A 20,749-nucleotide genomic window follows, 5' to 3' on the forward strand; every position below is an offset into this window, starting at 1 on the left:
AAGGGTTTATTGAGTGCATGATAACCCTGCTTTTACCACCAGGTAGGCATGCGGTTCGAAACCTCAATTTACAGAGCTTCGCGAACAGCCTTGAAGTATAAATGGCATGGCGAGTCATGTGCCCAGCGTCTCAAGTGAATTGGCTAATCGCTTTGGCGGCCTTTAAAGGAGGGACTATTCCAAGGTTTGACCAGGAATTTTGGCGTCTAAATAAATAGCTTTCAATGGCTGTATTCTGGCAATGAGCAGAATACAGAAGCTCTTGTTATCAGTATTTTCAGGGCTCAATTTTTGGGAGGGGAGGCTGCAAAATCTTTTTCTGTATTTTACACCTGAGGTCGAATATTTTTCTAATTTCCTTTGATTTTATGGCTTTCCTAACAGTTCAATTTCGGTCATTTCCAAAGGTTTCATACATTCTTTGCGAAGTGGTTATTTATACTGATTCTAAATTAATTAAATGATCGTTGAGTCTTCTGTAAAATGCTGTGAATCAGTAATATATAGAGTGGTTTTAAGGGGCTTTTTACTGGTTTTCAAGAATAAAATTTAGTTTGAAATAAGGCCTTCTGATACTACCTTTGCCACGAGTTTCAAGAATTGGGACAATCTGTGATCAAAAATAGACTTTACATGGTAGCTAGAAAAACCATTGTTCGTTATGCGACAGCATGCCTGCTAGTATGCTGTTTTGTTTTTTCTGGGCAGCAATCTTTTGCACAACGCGATGCTGTACCAACCGATGAAGCCATCATTGCTGAAGGAGAAAAACTCTTCAACGAATATCAGTGTAATTCCTGTCATAATGTGGTTGGAAAAAAAGTAGGGCCGGCATTGGCAGGTGTTTACGACCGCAGAGATTTGGACTGGATTTACAGCTGGGTAAAAAATTCTCAGGCAATGATTGCCGCAGGAGATCCACAGGCTACGGCACTCTGGAATGAGTACAAGCCTTCGGCCATGACCCCTTACGATCTGGAGAATGATCAGATTTTGGCCATTATGGCCTATGTAAGAAATGTAGAGGAGAACCCTCCGGCCGACAAGAATACTGTAACCGGTGGTGGTGAAGAAGGGCCTGCTGGAGGTTCAGGAGTGCCTGAATCTTACCTTAATATAATAGTAGCGGCTCTTATTGTGGTGCTGGTACTCATTCTTATTGTATTGGCCATCATTATTGGAGTGCTTAAAAAGTACCTTCAGGATAAAGAAAATATTTCTGAAGAAGACAAGGAGATTGTAAACGAGAAGTTTAGCCTGGTGGCTTTTGTAAAGAGCCCAACAGTTATCGGTATTGTCACTTTTCTTGTAATTGCTCTGGCAGCCAAAAATGTAATTGACGGCCTCTACACTATCGGTGTTCAGCAAGGCTATGCTCCAAAGCAGCCAATTGCTTTTTCTCACAAGCTGCATGCCGGTGAATATGAAATTGCTTGTCAATATTGCCATACCGGTGTGGAAATAGGTAAGTCTGCCAATATTCCTTCAGTGAATATCTGTATGAACTGCCATAGTTCAATCAAGACAGACTCTCCGGAAATTCAAAAACTTTATGCTGCTCAGGAGAGTGGCGAACCCATTGAATGGGTTAGAATTCACAACCTGCCTGATTTGGCTTACTTCAATCACTCACAGCACGTGAAGGTAGGTGGTGTAGAATGCCAGACCTGTCACGGAGAAATCCAGGAAATGGAAGTGGTGAAACAACACGCTCCATTAACTATGGGTTGGTGTATCGACTGTCACAGAAATACCAGTCTTAATACTCAAGGCAACGGTTACTATGATCGTTTGGTTGAGCTGCATAATCAAAACTCTGCTACACCAATGAATGTAGCCGATATAGGTGGTTTGGAATGTGCCAAGTGTCACTATTAATTAATTGAATTCGCGATTTCTGATTGATATACAATGAAAGAAAATCAAAAAACATACTGGAAAGGTATCGAGCAGTTGACAAACGATGCTGAGTTTGTCAAGAAGAATGAATCAGAGTTTCCTGAGTACCTTCCTATCAGCGAACAAGGAGGAGAGACCAACAACAGGAGAGACTTCCTTAAGTTAATGGGCTTTGGCGTGGCGGCAGCCACCTTGGCGGCTTGTGAAGCCCCGGTAAGAAAGGCCATTCCTTATCTTAACAAGCCTGTAGATGTGGATCCATCGGTTCCCAACTACTACGCATCTACCTATGTGAATGGTGGCGATGCGGTGAGCGTTGTGGTTAAGACCCGTGAGGGAAGACCGATTAAGGTAGAAGGAAACAAATACAGCACCATCACCAAGGGTGGAACCAATGCCCAGGTTGAAGCTTCTGTTCTTTCATTATACGACAAGGAAAGACTAACCAACCCTCTTAAAGAAGGTGCTGAGATTGACTGGGAAACCCTCGACCGTGAAGTGACAGCCAAGCTGGCAGACATTGCGGCCAAAGGTGGCCAAATCAGAATCGTGAGCAATACTGTACTCAGCCCTACCACCAAAAAGGCAGTTGCAGAGTTTGTGGCTAAGTATCCAACAGCTCAGCATGTGTCTTACGACCCTGTTTCGGCTTATGGTATAACTGAAGGAAACAAGAGGTCTTTTGGTGAGGCTATGATACCCTCATACGATTTCAGCAAAGCCAAAACAATCGTAAGTGTTGGAGCCGACTTCCTGGGAACCTGGATTTCGCCAATTGAATTCTCTAAGCAATACGCTCAAACAAGAAAAATTAATGAGCACCATAGAGAGATGTCGAGACACTATCAGTTCGAGTCTAATCTTTCATTGACTGGTGCCAACGCAGATTACAGAACGCCTATTAAACCTTCTCAGGTTGGGCCTTTGGTAGCTGCCATGTACAATGCCATTGCGGCCAAGGCCGGACAGCCAAAGGTGAGTGGTGGTAGTGTTTCTGCAGATTACCTCAATGCCGCAGCCAATGAGCTTTGGGCCAACAGAGGCCAGTCGTTGCTGGTATGCGGATCTAACGACCCTGCAGTTCAGGTGCTGGTAAACGGCATCAACAGTATGTTGGGGAACTATGGCACTACTATTAATGCCAACGCCCCTGTGCATTACCGACAAGGTGATGATATGGCCATGGCCAATCTGGCAAAAGATCTGAATGCCGGAAGAATTGCAGGTCTTATCTTCTTTAACTGTAATCCGCTATATAATTCAGCAGAAGCTTCGGCTTTGGCAGCCGGGGTAGCCAAGGCTACATTGACTGTTTCAACTTCCGATAGGTTGGACGAAACAGCGTCTGCTGTACAGTATGTGGCTCCAGATCATCATTACCTGGAGCAGTGGAACGATGCGGAGTTGAGAAGTGGCTATATCAGCCTTACGCAGCCAACCATTTCACCACTATTCAAGACAAGACAAGCACCTGAGTCGTTCCTTAAGTGGGCCGGACAGGATGTAGAATACTATACCTACCTTCAGAATAACTGGAGAGAAACTTACTTCGCAAAGCAGAGCGACATCTCCAACTTCCAAATGTTCTGGGATAAGGCTCTTTATGATGGAGTAGTAGACTTTGGGACCACCGCAAAAAACCTGAACTATGATTTCGCTGCGGCTGCTACAGCGGCTACCAGTATAGGTCAGAATTACAAGTCGGCTGGTTCTGGATTGGAGTTAGCGCTCTATGAAAAAATTGGTATAGGAGACGGTAGCCAGGCCAATAACCCCTGGTTGCAAGAAATGCCCGATCCTGTAACCAAGGCTACCTGGGACAACTACCTGACCATTTCAATTGCTCAAGCCAACGAACTGGGTATTGAAATGAAAGAAGGAGAGACTCAGTTGGTAAGCCTAACAGTAGGAGGAAATACCATTGAAGTACCTGCACTGGTTCAGCCAGGTCAGGCCGAAGGTACGGTAGGCTTGGCCATAGGTTATGGCCGAACAAAAGCCGGAAGAGTAGCCAATGGAGTGGGTGTAAATGCCTATCCTTTCATTACCAAACTAAATGGTGCCAATACCATGGACGTGCTGGCAGGAGTATCGGTGGCAGCTACCGGTAAACCCTACAGAATTGCCCAAACTCAAACTCATCAGACCTACATGGGACGTGAAAACGTGATCCAGGAATCGGTTTTGACGGAGTATAAGAAAGATACCAAAGCCGGACGAGTATATCCTAAAATATACAAAGACGGCAAATACTATAAGCCTTCTAAAATTACCCTTTGGAGTGGTCACGAGTACAACAACCACCACTGGGGAATGACCATAGACATGAACTCTTGTACAGGCTGTTCGGCATGTACAGTGGCTTGTCAGGCAGAGAATAACATTCCTGTAGTAGGTAAAGAAGAGGTGCTCAACCGTAGAGAAATGGCCTGGATAAGAATAGACAGGTATTACTCTGCTGCCAACCCTGCCGGCAATAAAAAAGAGCTGGAGCAGGCTGCGGCCAATCCGGAAGTAACCTTCCAGCCTATGATGTGTCAGCATTGTAACAACGCACCATGCGAAACGGTGTGTCCTGTGGCAGCTACCACTCATAGTACTGAAGGTCTTAACCAAATGACTTACAACAGATGTATTGGTACAAGATACTGTGCCAACAACTGTCCTTATAAAGTAAGACGATTCAACTGGTTTAAATACCACGACAATACGCAGTTCGACAAGAACTCTTCCATGAACAATGATTTGGGTAAAATGGTATTGAACCCAGATGTTACTGTTCGAGCAAGAGGTGTAATGGAGAAGTGTAGCATGTGTGTGCAGCGTATTCAGGCTGGTAAACTTGCCGCTAAGCGTGAAGGCAGAAGACCAGTTGATGGAGAGATCAACACGGCTTGTGCATCGGCTTGTCCTTCAGATGCCATTACTTTTGGAGACCTTAACGATCCTAATTCTAAAATCTCTCAGCTACTTCAGATTGAAGAGAAGAAAGAAGGAGAGAAGGTTACCGAGCGTGTGGTGAATGAAGACAGAGCATACCATGTGCTGGAAGAGCTGAACGTGAATCCGAACGTTTGGTACATGACCAAGATCAGAAACAAGGATAAAGAAACAACAGAAGCTTAAAATAAACCGAAAGAATATGCAGGTTACTTCATCCGTAAGAAAACCTTTAATCACAGGCGGTAAGACCGTTCATGATGTTACCGAAGACATCTGTAGACAGGTAGAAGCTAAGCCCTCCAAACTTTGGGGAATGGCCTTCGGAATTTCAGTTGTCACGCTTCTCATAGGTTTTGTGGCCGTGGCCACCACCCTTTGGGAAGGAATCGGAATGTGGGGTCTTAATAAAACCGTAGGTTGGGCCTGGGATATTACCAACTTCGTATGGTGGGTTGGTATAGGTCACGCAGGAACACTGATTTCTGCCATTCTTTTGCTCTTCAGACAGAAATGGAGAATGTCCATCAACCGGGCAGCAGAGGCAATGACTATATTTGCTGTTATTTGTGCTGCTCAATTCCCAATACTACACATGGGTCGTCCGTGGCTGGGAGCATACTGGGCACTGCCTTTACCTAACACTTTCGGTTCGCTTTGGGTAAACTTTAACTCTCCGCTTCTGTGGGACGTTTTCGCCATCTCTACTTACTTCTCCGTATCGCTCGTTTTCTGGTTTCTTGGGCTAGTTCCCGACTTTGCCACTATTCGAGACAGAGCTACCGGTATTCGTAAGAAGATTTATGGTGCACTCTCTCTTGGGTGGGATGGTGCCGCAAAGACCTGGAGTCGCTATGAGTCCGTATCGCTGATATTGGCTGGTTTGGCTACTCCGCTGGTACTTTCAGTACACACCATTGTATCGTTCGACTTTGCTACCTCAGTAATTCCTGGATGGCACACCACCATTTTCCCTCCTTACTTCGTGGCGGGTGCTATATTCTCAGGTTTTGCCATGGTGCTAACGCTTATGTTGGTAACACGGGCCGTATTTAAACTGCAAGACTACATCACTATTGAACACATCGAAATGATGAACATAGTGATCATTGTAACCGGGTCTATTGTAGGTATTGCCTACATCACTGAGTTCTTTATTGCCTGGTACTCAGGAGTTCCGGCAGAACAATATGCCTTCTACAACAGAATGCAAGGACCTTACTGGTGGGCTTACTGGTCGATGATGACATGTAACGTAATTTCACCTCAGCTTTTCTGGTTTAAAAAGATCAGAACCAGCATTGCAGCCACTTTCATACTTTCAATCATTGTGAACATTGGTATGTGGTTCGAGCGCTTTGTAATTATTGTTACTTCATTGCACAGAGACTTCTTGCCTTCTTCATGGGCAATGTTCTATCCAACTATTTACGATGTTGGGGTATATGTATTCACCTTCGGGCTATTCTTCACCGCGTTCTTCCTTTTTGCGAAGTTCTTCCCGGTAATCAACATGGCCGAAGTAAAAAGTATTATCAAATCATCATCTGAAAAAACTGCTTAATCATGAGTGACTCTAAGAATTTCTTATTGGGCGTCTTTGATGACGAAGATGTTTTGCTAAAAGCAGTTGGCAAAATCCGTGGTGCTGGCGTGAAGATCCACGAAGTATATTCTCCCTTTCCAGTTCACGGATTGGATGAAGAGCTTGGGTATAAGCGTTCTAGGCTTCCAATTGCAGCCTTTATGTTTGGTGCCCTGGGCACAACGCTGGCCCTGGTAATGCAAATTTGGATGTTGGGTGTTGACTGGCCCATGATTATTGGTGGTAAAAACTTTATCGCTCTTCCGGATTTTGTGCCGGTAACCTTTGAGCTTACCGTTCTTTTGGCCGCTTTTGGTATGGTGGGTACTTTTTTGGTAGCCAGCGACCTTAAGCCATGGAAAGATCCTAAGATGTTGGATTTGAGAATTACGGACGACAAGCACGTAATGGCCATCGATCTTGGTAAAAATGCAGGTCTTCAGGAAGCACAGATAAATGCCTTGTTGAAAGACTCTGGTGCAGTTGAAGTGAATAATAAAAATGTTGAAGAATAAGCCTTCCGAAGATATGATTCAGAAATTGAAGATTTCTATTCCTATGCTGGCGCTCGCATTAGCCTGCGGTTGTGCGGCCAAGGGCGACTATACCGGCCTGGAATATGCCCCTCAGATGTATCATTCTGTGCCTTACGAGCCGCTTACGCAAATCAAAGACGAAGAGGCGGGTAAATGGCTTAGCAACAGAGAGGATGAAAAAGGAGAATTTTATAACTCCAACCCAAACAATCCTTATGCACAAAATGTCAGAAAGCCAGTAGAAGGTACGGTGAGAAGAAACCCTAACGATATGCTGCCTTACAGACTGGAAAAGGATGATATAACTGCGGCTGCTGCTATAGAAAACCCTTTCCCTGCCAGCGAAGAAATCATTGCAGAAGGCAGAAGACTGTATACTCAGTTTTGTCAGCATTGCCACGGTGCTAGTGGTAAGGGCGATGGAAAAGCCGGTGTGGCTTATGCAGGTGTGCCTTCATATACAGCACCTGCTCAGAGAAATTTGTCTCAAGGACACATCTTCCATGTTATCACTCACGGAATTAGACGTATGGGAGCACATGGTTCTCAGATTAGCGAAGATAAGCGATGGAAAATCGCAAGGTACGTTCAAACATTACAGCAACAGTAAACCGTAAATTTTTAAGAAATGGCAAAAGAAGTATTCGATTTTAACGCTGGCCTTAAGAAGAAGATCACTATAACCTTTATAGTGGGTGCGGTAATGTTGCTTATAGGGGCATTGAACCCGCAAAAAAACAGCCACCACGAAGAAGCAGGCCATGGTGACGATACACACGGAACAGAACAGCACGATGATGCTGCAGGCGAGCATGGTGACGAAGGTCATGCTTCACTCACCGATGGAGACTATGAAGTACTAGCCACCGCTGGTGGAGCCGAAGGAGAAGAAGAGCACGGTAAAGGTTGGTTCGAGCGGTTTAAAGTAGACCTGTGGATCAATAATGTGTACTTTACCGGTCTGGCACTGATAGGTATTTTCTTCTTTGCAATACAGTATGCCGCACAGGCCGGATGGTCGGCCTACATTGTGCGAATCCCGCTTTCAATGGCTCATTGGATTTTACCTGCCGGAGTACTCATGGTATTGACATACCTCTTTGTGAGTCATGATGTATTCCATTGGACACACAGCGATTTGTATGAAGTGGGTGGCGATCACTACGATGGTATTATAGCAGGAAAACAAGCTTACTTCTTTGCTCCTCTGGAGGGCGGAAGTTTCCCTCTGTTTTTTGTGCTTCGCATGGTTGTTTTCTTCGCACTTTGGGTTTGGTTGTTCAAGAAGTTGAAAGGCCTTTCATTGGCCGAAGATGAGTTAGGAGGAGATACCTACTGGCACAAAATGAGAAAATGGTCAGCCATTTTCCTGGTGATCTTTGCCGTGTCTTCCTCAGTTTCGGCATGGGATTGGGTGATGTCTATAGATACTCACTGGTTCTCAACTATGTTTGGTTGGTATGTATTTGCAAGCTGGTTTGTTACTGGCCTGGCCTTCATTACTCTGGTTACCGTTCTGTTGAAGGAAGCCGGATATCTACCTCAGGTTACCACCAACCACTTGCACGATCTGGGTAAGTTTGTTTTCGCATTCAGTATTTTCTGGACATACATTTGGTTCTCTCAGTTCTTGCTGATCTACTACGCCAACATTCCGGAAGAGTCGGTATACTTTGTAGAGCGATTCCTTAGCGATAAATACGCTCCGTTCTTCTTTGTCAATCTGGTGTTGAACTTCTTCTTCCCATTCCTGACATTGATGACCAGAGATGCCAAGCGTTTGAATGTGTTCCTGAAGATGGTTTGCATAGTAGTAATGTTTGGTCACTTCATAGATTTCTATCTAATGATGACCCCGGGTACTATGGGAGAAAACGGATTCTTCGGATTTACTGAAATAGGAATGTACTTGATGTTTGGTTCTGCCTTTGTGTTTGTGGTGTTAAAAGCAATGTCTTCTTATGCTTTGGTACCCAAGAACCATCCCATGTTACAAGAAGCAAAACATCACCATATTTAAAATATTGACAAAAGAGATATGTTTGGTTTTTACATAGCACTTGCAGTTTTCCTAGTAGTAGCCATTCTGTTGTTGATCTTCAGAATTACTAGGCTGGTTAATGTGGTTAAAGGAACAGGAGAGGAGACTACCAGCAGTAGCAACAACATGAATGCGGTACTCATGATCGTGTTTATGGTTCTGTTCTTTGGCTTAGCAGGATGGTATTCCTGGGCTCATTTCGATGCCTACGACCCTCCGGTAGCTTCAGAACATGGTGAGTTAACAGATAAATTGTTCTGGAGAACCATGTGGATTACCGGTATCGTATTCGTGGTTACCAACATCCTTTTGTTTGTATTCTCTTATAAGTACCGTTACAACAAAAACAAGCGCGCCTTATTCTATCCGCACAACAACAAGTTGGAGTACCTTTGGACTGGTGTACCGGCCATTGTATTGACTTGGTTGGTAATTTCGGGTTGGATGGCCTGGGATGGAATAATGAGCGAAGCCCCTGAAGAGTCTGAGCAAATTGAGATCATGGGCTATCAGTTCGCGTGGTCAATCCGCTACGGAGGAATGGACAACCAGGTGGGCGACTATGACTACCGACTCATTGATGCCATCAATACGCATGGAGTAGACTTCTCCGACAGAGCCAACTTTGATGATTTTATGAGCAACTCTTTGGTAATTCCTAAAGGAAAGCCGGTGTTGCTTAAAATTAGAGCCAGAGATGTCCTTCACTCTGTATTTATTCCTCACATGAGAGTGAAAATGGATGCCGTACCGGGTATGCCAACGCAATTCTGGTTTGTAGCCAATAAGACTACAGAAGAAATGAGAGTAGAAGAAGGTAATCCCGATTTCAATTACGAGCTGGCTTGTACTGAAATTTGTGGAGAGGGACACTTCTCTATGAGTAAAATTGTGACTGTACTTGAGCCTGAAGAGTATGAGAAGTGGAAGGCTGAGCAGAAGTCGTGGTTATCTAAAAACCCGTCTTACATGTCGCAAGTACCAGATAATTTGAAAGAACTGGCCATGGTTTCGGCTGGCATTAACGAATAAAAAGAACTTAACATCATTAGAATATGGCAACAGCAGCAGAAGCGCATATTGATGTACATGGCCATGACGATCACCACGATCATGACCATGAGCAGTCATTTATTTCTAAATATATATTTTCTACCGACCATAAGACCATTGCCAAACAATTCCTGATTACGGGTATTATTTGGGCAGTAATTGGAGCGGCTCTTTCGGCTATTTTCCGTTTACAGCTTGGTTTTCCAGAGGCAGACCTCGGTTGGTTGAGGCCTCTTTTAGGTAAATGGATTTCTCCTGAAGGAACCCTTGACCCTGAATTCTATCTGGCCTTGGTAACCATGCATGGTACCATTATGGTGTTCTTTGTATTGACAGCCGGATTGAGCGGTACATTCTCGAACTACCTTATTCCATTGCAAATTGGTGCCAGAGATATGGCCTCAGGCTTTATGAACATGCTTTCTTACTGGTTCTTCTTTGTTTCCAGTGTAATCATGCTCATCTCTCTGTTTATTGAAACAGGACCGGCCTCAGGTGGATGGGTGGTTTATCCGCCACTTTCTGCACTACCGGAAGCCATGTCGGGCTCCGGATTGGGTATGACTTTGTGGTTGGTAGCCATGGTGTTCTTTATTGCATCTTCATTGTTGGGAGGTATCAACTATGTGTCTACCGTTATTAACCTCAGAACAAAAGGGATGACCTTTAGCCGACTTCCGTTGACTATTTGGGCCTTCTTCCTTACTGCGGTAATCGGTATTCTGTCTTTCCCTGTGTTGTTTGCTGCAGCTTTGTTGTTGGTATTCGACAGAAGCTTTGGAACCTCATTCTATTTGTCAGAAATCTATATCAATGGGGAGGCACTTCCCAATGTTGGAGGTAGCCCAATTTTGTACCAGCACTTGTTCTGGTTCTTAGGTCACCCCGAAGTATATATTGTACTCTTGCCAGCCCTGGGTATTACTTCAGAAATTATTGCCACTAACTCCAGAAAACCAATTTTCGGATACAAGGCCATGATTATCTCAATGATGGGTATCACATTCTTATCCTTCATTGTATGGGCACACCACATGTTCGTTTCAGGTTTGAACCCATTCCTTGGATCAATATTCATGTTCCTGACCTTAATCATTGCGGTGCCTTCGGCAGTAAAGGTGTTCAACTATCTTACCACGCTTTGGAAAGGTAACATTGTCTTTACACCGGCCATGTTGTTCTCTATTGGTTTGGTGTCGGTATTTATATCAGGTGGTATTACCGGTATTTTCCTTGGAAACTCGGCTATCGATATTCAGTTGCACGATACTTACTTTGTGGTGGCTCACTTCCACCTGGTAATGGGTGCGGCATCATCGTTCGGTCTGTTGGCAGGTGTTTACCACTGGTTCCCTAAAATGTTTGGCAGAATGATGGACGCCAGACTTGGTTATATTCACTTCTGGTTAACCTTCATTGGTATTTATTCGGTATTCTTCCCAATGCACTACATTGGTATTGCCGGATTCCCAAGAAGATACTATTCATTTACCAACTTCGATGCCTTTAGCGGATTCACCGATTTGAACATGTTCATTTCGATTGCGGCTATTGCTACCTTCATTGGCCAGTTTATTTTCCTTTTCAACTTCTTCTATAGCATTTTTAGAGGAAGAAAGGCTCCGGCCAACCCTTGGAAGTCGACCACGCTGGAGTGGACTACTCCCCGAGTACCTGGGCACGGCAACTGGCCTGGTGAAATTCCGAAAGTGTATCGTTGGGCTTACGATTATTCTAAGCCGGGTGCTGAAGATGACTTTATACCACAAACTGTTCCTTTCTCTCAAACCATGGAATCTAACCTTCCTCATGAGAACGATATGATTGCTTTGGAGAAGGAAATGGATGCAGAGGAGATTGTGGTTCATGAAGCCAAGCACTAACAAAGGAAGATCATTTAGGCGGTTTTCGGCCGTCACTATCATAGCCGTTTATTTGCTGATAGCGGTAGGCGGTATTGTAAGAACTACAGGGTCGGGAATGGGATGTCCTGACTGGCCCAAATGTTTCGGGAGCTGGGTTCCACCAACCGATGAAAGCCAGCTCCCGGCTAATTATAAGGAAGTATACGTTCAGCAGAGGGTTGATAAAAACGTGAAGTTTGCCAGATACTTATCGGCTTTAGGGTTCGGTGAGTTGGCCAATCAAGTGGAAAATGACCCTTCAATACTGGAGGAGGAAGATTTCAACCCGGTTAAAACCTGGACAGAATATGTGAATCGCCTGATTGGTGCGATTATAGGACTCCTGATATTTGGTACTGCGGTGCTTTCAGTGAGGTTCTGGAAAGAAGATAAACTAATCACTGTTCTTTCATTTCTTGCATTTGTACTCGTAGGTTTCCAGGGATGGATCGGGTCGATTGTGGTGAGTACGAACCTGCTGCATTGGATGATTACCATACACATGCTCATTGCTTTGGTGATTGTTTGCCTGCTCATATATGTATATCACAGATCTAAACCGGTTCAGTCTGATTATAGCTCCAGCCGTCTTGGTACACTAAAAAGACTTACCCTCCTTTGCCTTAGTTTAAGCCTCATTCAAGTGGTGTTAGGCACGCAGGTAAGAGAGTCTATAGACATGCTGGCCAAATCGTTGGAAAGGTCTGAGTGGGTAGCCAATCTTGGGCTTACTTTCTATATCCATAGGTCATATTCACTCTTACTATTGGGGCTGCATGCTTTTCTGCTTTGGAAATTGTGGAAAGAAGATATACGGCATACGCAGTTGGTGAAACCTACCAGATGGTTGATGGCCATAGTGGTTATTGAAATAGTAAGTGGGGTCATAATGGCCTACTTTGCCGTACCTGCTGCTATACAACCAGTGCATTTGCTTTTAGGATCGGTGATGATTGGAGTGCAGTATTATCTGTGGCTCATGTTGAGAGAAAAAGAATTGAAGTTGGCCTGAAATGGTTAATAACACAGCAAATATCAATGTAGAACTCACAGTTTCTCAAAAGGTGAAAGCCTTTGTGGAACTAATGAAAATGAGGCTGTCGCTTTTAGTAGCGTTCTCCTCTGCCTTTGGCTATGCGTTGGCTATGGGGGGCAGAGTAGACTGGATGCAACTGGCTGCTTTATTTGTGGGGGGCTGGTTGGTGAGCGGAGCCTCGTGTACTGTGAATCAGGTGTTGGAAAAAGACTATGACCGGGTAATGAAACGTACTCAGAATCGTCCATTGCCCACCGAACGATTATCTAACTCTGAATCGCTGTGGTTTGCTCTGGTAGTGGCCTGTTTAGGAATTGGCCTCTTGTGGGTATCTACCAACTTGCTTACCGTTGGTCTTTCATTGCTCTCTATGGTGCTGTATAGTTTTGTATATACACCTTTAAAGCGAGTAGGGCCAATTGCCGTTTTCGTGGGAGCTTTTCCAGGAGCCTTGCCTCCATTGTTGGGTTGGACTGCGGCAACGGGGTCTATTTCCCATGAAGCGCTTATTATTTTCGGAATTCAATTCATCTGGCAGTTTCCACACTTTTGGGCGATAGCCTGGGTGGCCGATGATGATTATAAAAAGGCAGGTTTTAAGCTACTTCCGGTAAAAGGGGAGAAGGATATGAAAACGGCTTTTCAGATTATGACTTATACCCTGTTCCTGATTCCATTGGGTCTGTTGCCCACGTATTTTGGTCTTACAGGTATAAACTCGGCAGTTGTTGCCACGGTTTGTGGAGTGCTGTTCTTAGCCTCAACCATTAAGTTAATGAGAGATCAGTCGCGTAAGTCGGCATTGAGGATCATGTTTGGTTCCTTTTTGTACTTACCGATTGTGCAGATTGCGTATTTGTTGGATATGGTAAAATGATGATGGCTGAAGATTACAAACTTGTAGATACACCGGTGGAACAACCCCTTTCAATGCATCCTAAAAAATTTGCACTGTGGTTGTTCATCGTGACGGTGGTTATGATTTTTGCCGCCTTCACCAGTGCCCACATTGTGCGCCAGGCCGATGGCGATTGGTTGATATACGACTTGCCCACTATGCTATGGTATACTTCGGCCATTATTCTGTTGAGCAGTGTGTTTATGCAATGGGCCTACATGGCGGCTAAAAAAGACAAACTGGAGCAGGTAAAACTGGCCTTGGCTATTACAACAGTACTGGGAATTCTATTTCTGGTAGGACAGGTTAAAGCCTGGGGGCAGTTGGTAGATAATAACATTTACTTTAACGGTAACCCCGCAGGAAGCTTCCTGTACGTGTTTACCTTTGTTCATGCCCTGCACTTAGTCAGCGGTGTGATATATCTGATATATATGCTAATTTCGTCTTACAAATATAAGGTGCACGCCAAGAACATGCTCAACATGGAAATGTGTTCTACCTGGTGGCACTTCTTAGGCGGACTTTGGATTTATTTGTTCATATTTTTATTGCTGAATCATTAAATAACTAACCAAATCTATGGCAACTACTGCTACAATAAGTAAAAAGAACCTCTGGGGTGGAGGGGTAGAGCCTCTGAAGGCCAGCTATGGTAAGCTGATGATGTGGTTCTTTCTACTGTCAGATGCGTTTACCTTTTCTGGTTTGCTCATTACCTATGCATTCCTGCGTTGGAGTGCTCCGGCCTATAAGGGAGATCCAGATGCATTCACCTTCTCAACCGAGTACTGGCCAATTCCGGAAAAGGTATATGAGGCCTTCCCTGGTTTTCATGGTGTTGAGCTTCCTTTGGTTTTTGTTGGTTTAATGACCTTCATCCTCATTTTGAGCTCTGTGACCATGGTATTGGCAGTAGAGGCAGGACACAGAATGGATAAAAAGGGTGTGGTAAAATGGATGCTATGGACCATTATTGGTGGTTTTGCTTTCTTGTCTTGCCAGGCTTGGGAGTGGAGTCACTTTATTGCCGGAACTGATACAGCAACCATAGGTGATGTAGTGATCAATGGAGTTTGGAAAGAAAACTATGAAATATTTGGAGCCAACCTCACATACAATCAATATGGACCTCCGGCCTTTGCCGCACTATTCTTCTTTATTACCGGATTCCACGGATTCCACGTGTTCTCTGGGGTAGTGCTTAATGTAATTATCTTCTTTAATGCAGCCAATGGCCTGTATGAAAGAAGAGGGCACTATGAAATGGTTGAAAAAGTTGGCCTCTACTGGCACTTTGTAGACCTCGTTTGGGTATTTGTGTTTACTTTCTTCTACTTGATTTAAAAGACTTTTTATAATGGAACAAGCAACAACTAACGTAGTGGCTCAACCGGCCGACAGATCGAAAATACTGGGTATTTGGAAGATAGCCGGTATACTGGCTTTCGTTACGGCAATAGAGTATGTATTTGCCTTTACTATGGATGCCGGAACTCTACGCTCAGCAATATTTATTGGTTTAACCATTGTTAAAGCTTTCTACATTGTCTCTGAGTTTATGCACCTGGGGCATGAAGTGAAAGGTTTGATTTACTCAATCATTTTACCCATGATCTTTATTGTGTGGCTTATTGTGGCCCTGGTAAACCTGGAAGGTGCAGCCATAAAAGAATCTAAGGGTGTGCAGGACTATGAACCTGCAGGAACAGAGCACGTGGAAGAATCGCATTAGATGAAGCAAGATTTTCATTAAGTACAGAATCAGGTCAAATCCATTGGCCTGATTTTTTAGTTTATAAAGCATGGGAAAGAAGGCCGTATTTCTGTTTTTATTAATCGCTCTGCCGGTAATGATTTTTCTATTCCTGAAATTCTTTGGGAGAAACGAATTCACTATACCGGTATACTACGAGCAAGGACTTGGCGACTCGCTTTCAACTCCCTGTTTAGACAAGGCCAATAAGCAATACCTTGTTAACTCAGATTTGCTTCCAAAAGGAGGTATTAATATTGTCCATTTTGAACAAGCCGATGGCCCCGTTCTAAAGTCTCGCTTAGAAGAATTGGAGCGGGTGCAAGATGTCTTCTATGAAGACGATCATATCCGGTTAAACACGTTTCTTAACAGTCAGACCATTGCACTGGATGATATAACAGATTATAACAGGCGTATTCAGTTTCTTGATCAGTTTTGGAATATGGAGGCGCTGGATAGCGCATCTTGGGCAGAACTTAAATACTGCTCCATGGCCATGACCCCTCTTGACAACCGTGTGGTGCTGGTAGATGCCGCAGGGAGAATACGGGGTTATTACAATATTTTGGAGCGGAAAGAAACAGACCGCCTTATCCTTGAGTTAAGAATTTTAAAAACCGAAGAATAGTATGGCACAAACGCTGGAAAAGAAAAAGTCGATGGTGTGGATTCGTATCCTTTCAGTAGCAATACCACTCGCAGTGGCTGTATTGCTTGGCTTACCTACCAAACTCAACCTGGGTGAGTGGGTGTACAACCTTCCGCATGCCATAGGGGCTATTAATACTCTTACTTCGGTTTGTCTTATTGCGGCCTTTATAGCGGTAAAACAAAAGAAGATCAAGCTTCACCAACAAATGAATACGGCCGCTTTTATTTTAGGCGCTATATTTCTTGTACTCTACGTCTTGTACCATGCCAGTGCTCAATCTACTCCTTATGGAGGCGAAGGAGCTTCAAGGTACATCTACTATTTCTTTCTTATTTCTCATATTCTGTTGTCCATTGGGGTTGTGCCGCTTGTGTTACTGGCTTTCTATTATGCCCTCAACAACATGATCGATAAGCATAAAAAGATTGTGAAGTATACTTTTCCAATCTGGCTATATGTATCTGTTACGGGTGTTATTGTTTACTTGATGATTTCTCCCTATTACATGCATTGATGGGAATTATGAGCATTAAGAATTATCTTTGCAGCATGAGTAAGCTCTGGAGAAAATCGGTATGGGTTGGGTTATTTCTGATGGTTTCAGGAACTCAATTACTAGCGCAATGTGCCATGTGCCGTGGTTCCGTTGAGTCTACCGTAAGTGCCGGAGATACCTCCATGGCAGCCAATCTCAACCTTGGTATACTTTATCTGTTCTTTACACCATACGTGTTGGTAGCAGCTATCGCCATTATTTGGTACAAAACCAGTAGAAAAAATGTCAGAAAAGCCAAAGGTGCTGGCAGTATTGCAGGGTAGGTGCCCTCAATGCAGAAAGGGCAAACTTTTCCAACACACGGCCTACAATCTGAGCAAGTTCACGCAAATTAATACGCATTGCAGCCATTGCGGGGTGAAGTTTGAGAGAGAACCACGATTTTTCGATGGCGCTATGTACATTAGCTATGGGCTCTCTGTGGGGCTCTTTCTGGTGTCTGCCTTTATCATTTACCTCTTCTTTCATCCGGTTTCCGAAAACGTTTATATGATCGCAATCATATCGGAGGTTGTGCTGCTCTATCCCCTCATGTTTCGTTATTCCCGTATTTTCTACCTCTATCTCTTTGGGGAGCTAAAGTTTGGCGGTTCTATGAAGTAATTCTTTCACTACGCAAACTATTCACCGCCATTTAGGTAATATTTTTGCTTGGTGCTCCCTAATTCTTCCCATGCGGGAAATTATTGTTAGATTTCATCGTAGAAAAAAGGGTGATTAGATTGAGCCGCATTCGACAGTTATTATTCCAGCACAAAGCCTTTTTGTTGAGCGTATTATTGGTTGGGCTCACCCTGATAATTGACGAAGCTATTTTCTCTGACCAAAGGAGAAGGGTAAACCCTCAGGAAACTATAACGGAAAATCTGCACAAACAACTCAATGAGCTGGATGGGCTGTTGCAGCAATTGAGCGACATAGCCGTAGTGGATCTCAGTCGTCTTTTCAACCGTTTTGAGAGCAATGATGAAATGCCCTACTTCATCTATGAAAACGGGGAGGTAATCTATTGGAGTACCAACCGCTTTGTACCCAAATATGGCACACTGGATGGTACTTACATTTATCGGTTTCTGGAGCTCAAGAGTGGCAAGTACATAGTAAAGCGCAAAGTGATTAACAGCTCGCAAAACCGCGTAGTTGAGATTTACGCACTCCTTCCGCTTACATCGGACGTGGCTCTCAACGAAAGCTTTGAAGAACACGGGCTAAACGGAGAAATTTTTGGACGCTCATCTTTCACACTCAATGCTCAGGAACAGGAGAATGGCAAAAATATTTATGCTCCGGAGGGTATTTTCCTCTTTTCGTACGAAGGAACCCAACGCATGAAGATTGATTATCCGAAGTATGCGGTCTTTATATTGGTGCTCTACCTGGTAGCTATTTACTTTTTCCTGAAGTCGGGTTATGACTATGCCCAATACCTCACCAATAGAAACTATCTGACGCTTGGTGTGTTGGTTTTAGTCATTTTCATTGGTGTTACCCGCTACTTTATGTTGCGCTATGAGTATCCGCTAAGTGTGGTGGAGTGGTCACTTTTTGAACCTGATCAGTTTGCCGAAAGCTTATGGCAACCGTCATTGGGCGATTTTTTACTTAATCAGTTGGCCATAGTGGCGATAGTTACTTTCACCTTCCTTAGACTCAGAAAACGTCAAACCGATCGCCATAGGATTAAACCTCTGGCGGTGGTGGGAGGTACTCTTTTCTTGCTGGCCAGTCTGCTGTATTTTGTTCAGGAGATAAGCTCACTGTTTGTCAATTCGCAGTGGTCTTTCGATGTAGGAACAGACATCAACTTCTCGCCCTTCAAGCTCATGGCTTATTGGGGAATCTTTGTGCTTGGTATTATTCCCTTTATTTCTGCTCATTATCTGAGTATAGAGTTAAGCAAAACCGACAAGAGAAAATGGGTACTAATGGTCTTGGGTGCAATTTGCTTGGTTCTGATAATTGTATCGGTAGGTTGGCCTTCTCAATATGTAATTGTGGGCCTTGTAATGGCCATATACTTACTTGTAGTAGTGGGCTTTCATTTTGCGGAGCAGCTAAGTCAGGCCAACTATTCCACTTTCCTTTACCTCTTTACTACCGCTTTGTTGGTGGCCACCATTTGTAGTGTGGTGTTGGACAGTCACATAAAAGAAGAGCGGCTGTCCAATAAGCGCATGTTAGCCACCAGGCTTTTGTCTGAAAATGATTGGGAAGCCGAATACTTGTTGTCTCAGGCAAAAGAACGCATAGAGTCAGATGTGCTCATACAGGCCAACATTACCAATCCATTTTCTTCCAAAGAACTTATCCGTCAAAAAATACAAAGGGTGTTTCTGGGCGATTACTTCGATAAATATGAGATAAATATTCTCTTGTTTAATGGTCGGGGAGCTCCTGTTAGTTCGGCTACCACGGTGAATTACGATGGTTTTTTACAGAGCCACGCCAGGCCGGAAAAAGAAACCTCTGTTGAGGGACTCTATTTCAATAGAAGTAATTATCCGGTAGCACTCAATCAATACTATCTGTTCAATGAAATAAAGCGATACAATACCATAATTGGTTATGTAATAGTCATTCTCGATAGAAAGGAGGTGCTTAACAATAGCATATTGCCAAGGCTTTTATTAAGCGAGTCGGCTCCATCTCAAGGTCTGAGGCATTTAGACTATGCCGTGTTTGAAGGAGAGAAGCTGGTAAAGAGTGTTGGCGACTTTAACTACAGAAGAGATTTCGATGTGAGCATGCTCTCTAATCCGGCTATTTACGATGGAACAATGAGCCTGGCGGGTTATGACCATCTGGCAGTAAAAAATCAGGCCAACAACCAGGTGTATATAATCTCTAACCATCACTACCCCCTACAGTATGTAATTACCAACTTCAGCATCTTTTTCTTGTTTACGGTAGCCATGATTATTCTCATTTTCGGAATTTCCGCAGGCTACTTCAATTGGAGAAAGCAATCCGTAACGCTTTCAGCCAAAATTCAGATTCTACTCAATTTTGCCTTCTTCTTGCCACTTATTATTGTGAGTATTGTGGTACTCAGGCTGGTGAACAAAACGGTGGAGACCAATATTGAGAATCAGTACCTTTCTACTACTGAAAGTGCAGCACAAAATATAGCCAACCAGTTGCAGGCCTTTTTGGAAGGGCAGAATGAGAATAATGAGGCCCTGGAAAACCGAATTGCAGAAATAAGCCAATATGCCCGGGCCGACATGAACTTGTTCAATACCAATGGCCGACTGATCGCTACCAACCAACGGCTTATCTTCGATAATGAGTTACTAGCACCTTTCATTAACCCACAGGCCATGGCAGGAATTGTGGAATCCGGAGAGCGCGAAGAGCTGTATATTGAACGGGTGGGTAATCTCGACTTGAGTTATAAGGCTACTTATTATGGCATCCGGTCCAACGAAAATAATGCTTTATTGGGAGTATTGAGTATGCCGTTTTTCGATTCGGAAGAACAGTTGAAAGCCGAACAACGCGATATTCTCTCCAACATACTCAACTCATTCACCTTCATCTTTGTCATCTTTGTAGTGCTATCGTTTCTGGCTTCCAGAATACTCACATACCCATTTAAGTACCTCACAGAGAAGATTAAGACCACTACACTCTCCAACCTAAACGAGCCCATTTCCTGGCCAGCCGATGATGAAATTGGTCTGATGGTCAGGGAGTACAACAAAATGCTCAGCAATTTGGAGAAGAGTAAAAAGGCTCTGGCACTGAGCGAGAAGGAAAGTGCCTGGAGAGAGATGGCACAGCAGGTAGCTCATGAAATTAAGAATCCGCTTACTCCTATGAAGCTTAAGCTGCAACACCTGAAAAGAGTGCTTTCGGCAGCGCCAAATGTAGATATAGAGTTTAACAAG

18 protein-coding genes are annotated in these 20,749 nt (G+C 43.9%); all 18 read left to right on the plus strand.

Going from position 1 to position 20,749, the window contains the following annotated elements; all coding sequences use genetic code 11:
• Positions 1-633 precede the first annotated feature (633 nt).
• Positions 634-1,878, plus strand: coding sequence for a cytochrome c3 family protein (locus B3763_RS08915; protein ID WP_189630522.1), 1,245 nt, complete (start codon positions 634-636; stop codon positions 1,876-1,878).
• Between the two features lie 33 nt (positions 1,879-1,911).
• The gene (locus tag B3763_RS08920; RefSeq protein ID WP_286745818.1) at positions 1,912-5,025 is read left to right on the plus strand and encodes a TAT-variant-translocated molybdopterin oxidoreductase; all 3,114 of its coding nucleotides are present in this window, start codon (positions 1,912-1,914) and stop codon (positions 5,023-5,025) included.
• Positions 5,026-5,041: 16 nt separating this feature from the next.
• The gene (nrfD, locus tag B3763_RS08925; protein WP_189630524.1) at positions 5,042-6,403 is read left to right on the plus strand and encodes an NrfD/PsrC family molybdoenzyme membrane anchor subunit; all 1,362 of its coding nucleotides are present in this window, start codon (positions 5,042-5,044) and stop codon (positions 6,401-6,403) included.
• 2 nt (positions 6,404-6,405) lie between these two features.
• On the plus strand, positions 6,406-6,939 hold the full coding sequence (locus B3763_RS08930; protein WP_189630525.1) for a DUF3341 domain-containing protein: 534 nt from the start codon (positions 6,406-6,408) through the stop codon (positions 6,937-6,939).
• The gene (locus B3763_RS08935; protein ID WP_286745822.1) at positions 6,926-7,570 is read left to right on the plus strand and encodes a c-type cytochrome; all 645 of its coding nucleotides are present in this window, start codon (positions 6,926-6,928) and stop codon (positions 7,568-7,570) included. The genes B3763_RS08930 and B3763_RS08935 overlap by 14 nt, the downstream gene beginning before the upstream one ends.
• 18 nt (positions 7,571-7,588) lie before the next feature.
• The gene (locus B3763_RS08940; RefSeq protein WP_189630526.1) at positions 7,589-8,980 is read left to right on the plus strand and encodes a quinol:cytochrome C oxidoreductase; all 1,392 of its coding nucleotides are present in this window, start codon (positions 7,589-7,591) and stop codon (positions 8,978-8,980) included.
• Positions 8,981-8,998: 18 nt separating this feature from the next.
• Positions 8,999-10,033: a cytochrome c oxidase subunit II gene (locus B3763_RS08945; protein ID WP_286745825.1), complete on the plus strand. Its 1,035-nt coding sequence runs from the start codon at positions 8,999-9,001 to the stop codon at positions 10,031-10,033.
• Positions 10,034-10,056: 23 nt separating this feature from the next.
• Positions 10,057-11,937, plus strand: coding sequence for a cytochrome c oxidase subunit I (locus tag B3763_RS08950; RefSeq protein WP_189630528.1), 1,881 nt, complete (start codon positions 10,057-10,059; stop codon positions 11,935-11,937).
• The gene (locus tag B3763_RS08955; protein WP_189630529.1) at positions 11,921-12,970 is read left to right on the plus strand and encodes a COX15/CtaA family protein; all 1,050 of its coding nucleotides are present in this window, start codon (positions 11,921-11,923) and stop codon (positions 12,968-12,970) included. The genes B3763_RS08950 and B3763_RS08955 overlap by 17 nt, the downstream gene beginning before the upstream one ends.
• 1 nt (position 12,971) lies before the next feature.
• Positions 12,972-13,871, plus strand: coding sequence for a heme o synthase (cyoE, locus tag B3763_RS08960; RefSeq protein WP_189630530.1), 900 nt, complete (start codon positions 12,972-12,974; stop codon positions 13,869-13,871).
• A 2-nt stretch (positions 13,872-13,873) separates the two neighbouring features.
• The gene (locus B3763_RS08965; RefSeq protein WP_189630531.1) at positions 13,874-14,458 is read left to right on the plus strand and encodes a cytochrome c oxidase subunit 3; all 585 of its coding nucleotides are present in this window, start codon (positions 13,874-13,876) and stop codon (positions 14,456-14,458) included.
• Positions 14,459-14,474: 16 nt separating this feature from the next.
• A complete protein-coding gene (locus B3763_RS08970; RefSeq protein ID WP_189630532.1) occupies positions 14,475-15,239 on the plus strand; it encodes a cytochrome c oxidase subunit 3 in 765 nt (254 codons plus the stop codon).
• A 13-nt stretch (positions 15,240-15,252) separates the two neighbouring features.
• Positions 15,253-15,627, plus strand: coding sequence for a cytochrome C oxidase subunit IV family protein (locus B3763_RS08975; protein ID WP_189630533.1), 375 nt, complete (start codon positions 15,253-15,255; stop codon positions 15,625-15,627).
• A gap of 70 nt (positions 15,628-15,697) precedes the next feature.
• On the plus strand, positions 15,698-16,279 hold the full coding sequence (locus B3763_RS08980) for a hypothetical protein (protein ID WP_189630534.1): 582 nt from the start codon (positions 15,698-15,700) through the stop codon (positions 16,277-16,279).
• A gap of 1 nt (position 16,280) precedes the next feature.
• Positions 16,281-16,817, plus strand: a complete 537-nt coding sequence (locus B3763_RS08985; RefSeq protein ID WP_189630535.1) for a DUF420 domain-containing protein — start codon at positions 16,281-16,283, stop codon at positions 16,815-16,817.
• Positions 16,818-16,852: 35 nt separating this feature from the next.
• Entirely contained in the window at positions 16,853-17,122 is a 270-nt protein-coding gene (locus B3763_RS08990; protein WP_286745831.1) for a hypothetical protein, read from the plus strand.
• Entirely contained in the window at positions 17,082-17,462 is a 381-nt protein-coding gene (locus B3763_RS08995; RefSeq protein WP_286745833.1) for a DUF983 domain-containing protein, read from the plus strand. Before B3763_RS08990 ends, B3763_RS08995 begins: the two co-directional genes overlap by 41 nt.
• 164 nt (positions 17,463-17,626) lie before the next feature.
• Positions 17,627-20,749: HAMP domain-containing protein (locus B3763_RS09000; protein ID WP_286745835.1), on the plus strand; the 3,123-nt coding region annotated here is incomplete at its 3' end.

This window comes from Roseivirga sp. UBA1976 (assembly GCF_002336325.1).
GTDB classification, from domain to species: Bacteria; Bacteroidota; Bacteroidia; order Cytophagales; family Cyclobacteriaceae; genus Roseivirga; species Roseivirga thermotolerans.

What these genes read in the sequence shown, in the direction of transcription:
- B3763_RS08915 (WP_189630522.1), top strand. Translation starts at nt 634, where the DNA reads ATGGTAGCTAGAAAAACCATTGTTCGTTATGCGACAGCATGCCTGCTA.
- B3763_RS08920 (WP_286745818.1), top strand. Translation starts at nt 1,912, where the DNA reads ATGAAAGAAAATCAAAAAACATACTGGAAAGGTATCGAGCAGTTGACA.
- nrfD (WP_189630524.1), top strand. Translation starts at nt 5,042, where the DNA reads ATGCAGGTTACTTCATCCGTAAGAAAACCTTTAATCACAGGCGGTAAG.
- B3763_RS08930 (WP_189630525.1), top strand. Translation starts at nt 6,406, where the DNA reads ATGAGTGACTCTAAGAATTTCTTATTGGGCGTCTTTGATGACGAAGAT.
- B3763_RS08935 (WP_286745822.1), top strand. Translation starts at nt 6,926, where the DNA reads ATGTTGAAGAATAAGCCTTCCGAAGATATGATTCAGAAATTGAAGATT.
- B3763_RS08940 (WP_189630526.1), top strand. Translation starts at nt 7,589, where the DNA reads ATGGCAAAAGAAGTATTCGATTTTAACGCTGGCCTTAAGAAGAAGATC.
- B3763_RS08945 (WP_286745825.1), top strand. Translation starts at nt 8,999, where the DNA reads ATGTTTGGTTTTTACATAGCACTTGCAGTTTTCCTAGTAGTAGCCATT.
- B3763_RS08950 (WP_189630528.1), top strand. Translation starts at nt 10,057, where the DNA reads ATGGCAACAGCAGCAGAAGCGCATATTGATGTACATGGCCATGACGAT.
- B3763_RS08955 (WP_189630529.1), top strand. Translation starts at nt 11,921, where the DNA reads ATGAAGCCAAGCACTAACAAAGGAAGATCATTTAGGCGGTTTTCGGCC.
- cyoE (WP_189630530.1), top strand. Translation starts at nt 12,972, where the DNA reads ATGGTTAATAACACAGCAAATATCAATGTAGAACTCACAGTTTCTCAA.
- B3763_RS08965 (WP_189630531.1), top strand. Translation starts at nt 13,874, where the DNA reads ATGGCTGAAGATTACAAACTTGTAGATACACCGGTGGAACAACCCCTT.
- B3763_RS08970 (WP_189630532.1), top strand. Translation starts at nt 14,475, where the DNA reads ATGGCAACTACTGCTACAATAAGTAAAAAGAACCTCTGGGGTGGAGGG.
- B3763_RS08975 (WP_189630533.1), top strand. Translation starts at nt 15,253, where the DNA reads ATGGAACAAGCAACAACTAACGTAGTGGCTCAACCGGCCGACAGATCG.
- B3763_RS08980 (WP_189630534.1), top strand. Translation starts at nt 15,698, where the DNA reads ATGGGAAAGAAGGCCGTATTTCTGTTTTTATTAATCGCTCTGCCGGTA.
- B3763_RS08985 (WP_189630535.1), top strand. Translation starts at nt 16,281, where the DNA reads ATGGCACAAACGCTGGAAAAGAAAAAGTCGATGGTGTGGATTCGTATC.
- B3763_RS08990 (WP_286745831.1), top strand. Translation starts at nt 16,853, where the DNA reads ATGAGTAAGCTCTGGAGAAAATCGGTATGGGTTGGGTTATTTCTGATG.
- B3763_RS08995 (WP_286745833.1), top strand. Translation starts at nt 17,082, where the DNA reads ATGTCAGAAAAGCCAAAGGTGCTGGCAGTATTGCAGGGTAGGTGCCCT.